At 36.3% G+C, this 6331-nt stretch carries 5 protein-coding genes and 2 pseudogenes; 4 read left to right on the top strand and 3 right to left on the bottom strand.

Annotated elements, in window-relative coordinates:
* Positions 1-395, top strand: a 395-nt coding sequence (locus tag CWATDRAFT_RS28900; protein ID WP_007308295.1) for a transposase, incomplete at its 5' end; no start/stop codon positions are given.
* Between the two features lie 138 nt (positions 396-533).
* On the opposite strand, the pseudogene CWATDRAFT_RS28895 reads toward CWATDRAFT_RS28900, so the two are convergent.
* Positions 534-743: pseudogene (locus CWATDRAFT_RS28895) on the bottom strand (transposase); the annotation flags it as partial.
* A gap of 149 nt (positions 744-892) precedes the next feature.
* Entirely contained in the window at positions 893-1054 is a 162-nt protein-coding gene (locus CWATDRAFT_RS37850) for a hypothetical protein (RefSeq protein ID WP_197087995.1), read from the bottom strand.
* Positions 1055-1178: 124 nt separating this feature from the next.
* Between CWATDRAFT_RS37850 and CWATDRAFT_RS28890 the strand changes: the two genes are divergently transcribed.
* Both CWATDRAFT_RS28890 and CWATDRAFT_RS28885 read left to right on the top strand, forming a co-directional pair.
* Entirely contained in the window at positions 1179-2888 is a 1710-nt protein-coding gene (locus CWATDRAFT_RS28890; protein WP_007308296.1) for an ABC transporter ATP-binding protein, read from the top strand.
* A 4-nt stretch (positions 2889-2892) separates the two neighbouring features.
* Positions 2893-3741, top strand: coding sequence for an energy-coupling factor transporter transmembrane component T family protein (locus CWATDRAFT_RS28885; protein ID WP_007308297.1), 849 nt, complete (start codon positions 2893-2895; stop codon positions 3739-3741).
* Positions 3742-3825: 84 nt separating this feature from the next.
* On the opposite strand, the gene CWATDRAFT_RS28880 is transcribed toward CWATDRAFT_RS28885, so the two are convergent.
* Positions 3826-4194, bottom strand: coding sequence for a hypothetical protein (locus CWATDRAFT_RS28880; RefSeq protein ID WP_007308293.1), 369 nt, complete (start codon positions 4192-4194; stop codon positions 3826-3828).
* Positions 4195-4335: 141 nt separating this feature from the next.
* Here CWATDRAFT_RS28880 and alaS point away from each other — a divergent pair.
* Positions 4336-6303: pseudogene (alaS, locus tag CWATDRAFT_RS28875) on the top strand (alanine--tRNA ligase); the annotation flags it as partial.
* Positions 6304-6331: the final 28 nt, after the last annotated feature.

Raw genomic sequence — 6331 nt, 5'->3', positions numbered from 1 at the left:
AGATTGATGAAAAAGCAGAATGGATTTTTATTGTAGATCAACTCAACACTCATAAATCGGAAAGCTTAGTCAAATTAGTAGCAGAAAGCTGTGAAATTACTATTGATTTGGGGAGAAAAGGAAAGGAGGGGATTTTGCAATCTATGGACAGCAGAGCAGATTTTTTATCAGATGAATCTCATCGAATTCGCTTTGTTTATATTCCCAAACATACATCGTGGCTTAATCAAATTGAGTGTTGGTTTTCGATCTTAGTCCGGCGTTTACTCAAAAGAATTACTGTCCGTTCAACTGAAGAACTATCCGAGAAAACTCTCAATTTTATTGATTACTTTAATCAACATTTTGCTAAGCCGTTCGTTTGGAAATTTAAGGGCTTTAAAGATAATAAGTGACTGGTGGATTATTTTTGCTAAGCTGCACTAGCTTTGAATCAAAGGTAGCATTTGTGGTCATAACCCCCACTATACATAAAAATCCCCGATTTTACCTTTATGTTGTCAAGACAGATTCTTTATTGCGGTGAGCAATTACGAATGATCTACATAAGATTGATGACGATGATCTTGAAAACAATTACCAAACTTCTCCGTAATTCCCAGTTTTTTATCCAACTCAGCTATCCAGACAATCCCCGCATCTGAAGTGATTAGTCCCCCATCAAAATTAGCGATTATTTCTTTTCCTTTCTGTTTACTAAAGTTGATTACTTGACGAGGGGTTCGGGGATGACTGGGACTCATCAAATCAGTTTAAGGTAAATTGCTTTAATAATTAAATTATAGCATATTTTATTCTAACAATCTAGTACTATTAGAGATTTTATTAATAATTTTTTTGGAAAAATGAGTGATTGATTTATCTTTTCATCTTTGTCTAATTCGGGTTGATTTTAACTTAAAATCTGACAACAGACTGTTGGTTGGGGAAATCTGCGATCGCTCTGTTCAAACCCACTTCCTGTAAGGCTTCTGTGTTTGGCGATCGCAGATTTTGTGAGAAATTCGGGTAATCTATTCTCGAAAATCAATCTTCGTAATACGAAACTGACCATTTTATCAATAGTTATGTTCTATGTTATAATTCTTTTTATCCATTAATTTAGGTTATCTATTAAAACTATTTCGTAAAAAAACAAAATTCAGACACAGTTAGTTAGATATAAATATTGGAAAAAAATGAACATTATTGCTGGTTTAGACAAGGTTTCTTATTTTTATCCTAATTCTAAAGAACCTGTTCTAAGGGATATTTCCTTAGAGGTTTATCAAGGAGAATTTTTGGGTATTATTGGCCCAACAGGCGCCGGAAAAACGACCCTTTGTTTGACTTTAAACGGAATTGTACCACAGTTTTATGGTGGTCGTTTCTTTGGTTATGTTACTGTTGCTGGTTTGGATACTTTGAAGCATCCTGTCAGTCATTTAGCTGGTTATGTAGGGGCGGTTTTTGACGATCCAGAAACCCAATTAATTTCAACTTCTGTTGAGAACGAAATAGCTTTTGCTTTAGAGAATTTGTGTATTGATCGAGAAGAAATTATCTCTCGTATTCCCCGTGTTTTGGAGGCAGTAAGGTTAGAAGGAACGGAACACAAACACCCTCAAGAATTATCGGGAGGGCAAAAACAAAGATTAGCGATCGCAGCAGCTTTGGCCTTACAACCTCGCCTATTAATATTAGATGAACCCACTTCACAACTCGATCCTGTGGGAACAATGGAAGTGTTTTCAACAGTTAAAGAATTAAACAAAGAGTTAGGGACAACAATTGTTATGGTATCCCATGCTGCCGAAGAAATGGCAGAATTTAGCGATCGCTTAATTTTACTCTCTGAAGGAGAAGTCATAGCAACAGGAAAACCCCAGGAAATTTATTCAGAAATTGATTTATTGGAACGTCATGATTTGCGACCTCCCCAAGTAGCAGAAACCTTCTACAAAATGGAACAAAGAGTGCTAAAAATTGATAAGATACCTGTTACTTTAACAGCAGGTATAAATCAATTAAAAAAGTTAGATAATGTTGTTAAATTTCAACCTAAATTAGACTTCAAAACTCTTAGTTATCGAGAGGATAAAGATCCTTTATTATTAACAGAAGATTTGTCCCATACTTATGAAGATGGAACCGAAGCATTAAACGGGGTATCTTTGAATATGTATGAAGGAGAATATTGTTTAATTATTGGTCAAAACGGTGCAGGAAAAAGCACCTTAGTTAAACATTTCCTTAATCTATTACAACCTACTAAAGGAAGGGTTACAATAAGGGGAAAAGATACAAAATATTTATCAGTAAGTGACTTAGCAAAATCTATTGGATATGTGGCACAAAACCCTGATAATCAAATCTTTAGTATGACAGTAGAGGAAGAGGTTGCTTTTGCTTTAAATAATGTCGGTTATGATAAAAAGCAAATAGATAAAAAAGTGACCCAAACCTTAGAAGAAATGGGTTTATTGCAACAGAGAAAAGAGCATCCCCTATCCTTAGCAAAAGGCGATCGTTCCAGGATTATTATTGCTGCTATTTTAGCAATGGAACCTGATATAATTATCTTTGATGAACCTACTACAGGACAAGATTATCAAGGTTCTCGTGCTATCCTAGAAGTGAGTCGTCAACTCCATAAAATGGGTAAAACTGTGATTGTTATTACTCATCATTTGTATTTAATGCCAGACTATGCAGAACGAGTTATTATTATGGGTAAAGGAACAGTATTATTAGATGCACCCATCAGAGAAGCTTACCATCAAACCGACTTATTGAAAGCCACCTATTTAAAGCCACCTCAAGCGGTTTTATTATCCCAAACTTTGAGCCAATTGAATAATGAAAATTATCCTTTCTTAACCCCCAATGAAATAGCGGAGTGTTTCTAACATAATGAAATTTGAAACTGTCGATAAACAATCAATTTTTACTCGTCTAGATTTTCGGACAAAACTATTAATGATGGCAATTATTACCATCATTGCTTTTGTTTGGGAAAGTCCAGTTACTGGTGGACTTTTAACTTTACTTGTTGGTAGTGCTTGTGTTTTTGCAGGTGTCAAATTAGAATATATTAGCACTGTTCTTAGAGTGACGATACCCTTCTATTTATTAATAGTAATAGTCATGGGTCTTTTTAATACTGCTCAGGTTACAAAACTACTGGAAACAGAAACATTAACACCTATTTTTTCTGTTCCTAAAGAGTGGTTTTGGATCGGAGGTTTAACCATGAATCAAGAAGGTATAATTTATGGTTTGAATATTGTTTTTAAGACACTGACGATGGTTTTAATTATCCCTTTGGGTATTTTTACAACGGATATTAACGATATGGTTGTAGGAATGGTAAAAGCAAATATCCCTTACAAAATAGTTTTCATTTTTTCATCAACCTTGCGTTTTTTCCCTTTATTATTAGAAGAAATACAAGGAATTTTAGAAGCGCAGAGGTTACGGGGTTTAGCGTTGGAAAAAATGGGAATTATTAAAAAAGTAACTGTGTATGCAACTATTGCGGTTCCCTTGATTTTAAACGCAATGGCCAAATCACAAAAGTTAGAGGTTGTCTTACAATCAAAAGCTTTTTCTGGTAGTTCAAAAAGAACTTATTTACACGATTCAATTTTAACCCAAACCGATTATATCTGTATGATCAGTTTTATTATATTTTTCCTCGTAGCAACTATTTTATATTTTCAGTGGGGTGTGGGCAAGTTCCCTTGGTTATTGTATTCCTGAATAATCACCAAAAAATAATAGAATGAGGAATATGTTTCTCATTCTATATATTTTGTCAGTGTATTAGATTACTAAAATTTCTTCTTAAAAGTTACGGTAACTTTGGAGTCTAAGATTAACAAGATCGAGATAACCTTTATCATACAAAGTATCTGGGGAAACTCTACCTTCAGCAATAGCAGCAGTTACCAGGACTTCTGCATTAACTTTTCCAGACATAACAGAACGAATAAGTCCTCCATGACTAGGAATACCGCGATGTTTGAAATTTCCTTGATAAGCCAATCCCACGAGTCTTGTGGGACCTAAATTATTAATAGTAGTGTTTCTGTGATAATTACTACTAGGATTGACATTTAGGTTAATAGCAACGTCTTCAGAGGATAAAGCAGGAGAAGCCAAATTCGCCAACATGACGGCAGAAAAGCCGCTAGCAATGATATATTTGATCATGGAGACTGTTTCCTAGAACTTGTAAAAATAAGAGGATACTACTTAAACTACAATGGTTCCTCTGAGCTTTTCTTCACCCCATGGGATGAATAACAACAATCGATAGGATGAGTTATTTTTCACTAACTAAAGAAAACCATAATGACCACAACTACACCTTTTCTAACTGGACAGGAAATACGAGATCGTTTTCTACAATTTTACTCCCAATACAAGCACCAAATTCTGCCCAGTGCATCCCTAGTTCCTGAAGATCCCACTGTACTCCTCACCATTGCAGGGATGCTTCCTTTTAAACCCATTTTTCTCGGGCAAAAACAGTCGGACTTTCCTCGGGCTACCACTTCTCAAAAGTGTATCAGAACTAATGATATCGAGAATGTGGGACGCACCGCTAGACATCATACTTTCTTTGAGATGTTGGGTAATTTTAGTTTTGGGGACTATTTCAAAGAACAGGCGATAAAATGGGCCTGGGAACTGTCTACTAAAGTTTATCAATTACCACCAGAAAATATTGTTGTCAGTGTCTTTGAAAATGATGATGAAGCCTTCAAAATGTGGGAAGAAATAATTGGTGTTCCCCCCCAGAGAATTAAACGCATGGGAGAAAAAGATAACTTTTGGAAAGCAGGACCAACGGGGCCTTGTGGTCCTTGTTCGGAACTATATTATGATTTCCATCCCGAATTAGGTGACGACGATATTGATCTAGAAGATGATTCCCGTTTTATCGAGTTCTATAACTTAGTATTTATGGAATATAATCGAGATGCTGACGGTAAGTTAACCCCATTACAAAATAAAAATATTGACACGGGAATGGGGTTAGAAAGGATGGCGCAGATATTACAAAAAGTTCCCAATAATTATGAAACCGATCTGATTTTTCCCATTATTGAAACTGCTGCTAATATTGCTAATATTAACTACCAAAAAGCCACAGAAAAGACAAAAGTATCCTTGAAAGTTATTGGGGATCATGTGCGTTCTGTAGTTCACATGATTAGTGATAATATTACTGCTTCAAACACAGATAGAGGTTATGTTTTACGCCGTTTAATTCGTCGTGTAGTACGTCATGGTCGCTTAATCGGAATTGAGGGAAAATTTATTAATGAAGTGGCAGAAACTGCTATCCAACTTTCTCAAAAAGCCTATCCCCAGGTTAGAGAAAGGGACAGCTTTATTAAGGCTGAGTTGGAACGAGAAGAAGCTACTTTTTTAAAGACCTTAGAACGAGGGGAAAAATTACTTGCTGAAATTATTAGTAAAACCGAGAAGCAAGGACAAATATCTGGAGTAGATGCTTTTACTTTATATGATACTTTTGGCTTTCCTTTAGAACTGACTCAAGAAATAGCGGAAGAAAGTAATTTGACGGTGGATATAGAAGGCTTTGAAGTCGAGATGGAGCAGCAACAAGAACGGTCAAAAGCGGCCCATGAAACCATCGATCTGACGGTACAAGGAAGCTTAGATAAGTTGGCTGAACATATCCATCCCACAGAATTTTTAGGCTATACTGACTTACAGTCAACTGCTAAAGTAGAAGCTGTTTTGATCGAGGGTAAAAGCGTTGAGACAGCAACAGCAGGAACAGAAATTCAAATTGTCTTAGATAAGACTCCATTCTACGGAGAATCAGGGGGACAGATCGGTGATAGGGGATTTTTGACAGGAGAAGATTTAGTTATTCGTGTGGACGATGTACAAAAAGAATCGGGTATTTTTGTACATTTTTGTCGAGTAGAAAGGGGTCAAGTTTCTGTTAACGAGCATCTTAAAGCAACTATTGATCGATCTTGTCGTCGTCGGGTACAAGCGAATCATACCGCAACCCATTTATTTACAGCAGCTTTGAAGAAAGTTGTTGATGATTCTATTTCTCAAGCTGGTTCCCTGGGGGACTTCGATCGCCTGAAATTTGATTTAATTGCCTTCTGCAGTAACATCCGAGGAGTTACCAGAATTTGGGGATTTAATTAAACCTTGGACCCCTGAGGCCCCCCATCCCAAAATCCGAAGTTTTGCCCCATAAAACCGCTTAAGGAAAAGGGGCGCAACCCCATTTTTTGGGGGAAAAAATTGGGGCCAAAAATTCCGGTGAAAAAATGTACCTGAGAGTTTCTATGAA

The organism is Crocosphaera watsonii WH 8501, from assembly GCF_000167195.1.
Taxonomy (GTDB): domain Bacteria; phylum Cyanobacteriota; class Cyanobacteriia; order Cyanobacteriales; family Microcystaceae; genus Crocosphaera; species Crocosphaera watsonii.
Note: the sequence above shows the minus strand (reverse complement) of the source record. Positions and strands in the feature narration are given on the sequence as shown.

What these genes read in the sequence shown, in the direction of transcription:
- CWATDRAFT_RS37850 (WP_197087995.1), bottom strand. Translation starts at nt 1,054, where the DNA reads ATGGTCAGTTTCGTATTACGAAGATTGATTTTCGAGAATAGATTACCC.
- CWATDRAFT_RS28890 (WP_007308296.1), top strand. Translation starts at nt 1,179, where the DNA reads ATGAACATTATTGCTGGTTTAGACAAGGTTTCTTATTTTTATCCTAAT.
- CWATDRAFT_RS28880 (WP_007308293.1), bottom strand. Translation starts at nt 4,194, where the DNA reads ATGATCAAATATATCATTGCTAGCGGCTTTTCTGCCGTCATGTTGGCG.
- CWATDRAFT_RS28885 (WP_007308297.1), top strand. Translation starts at nt 2,893, where the DNA reads ATGAAATTTGAAACTGTCGATAAACAATCAATTTTTACTCGTCTAGAT.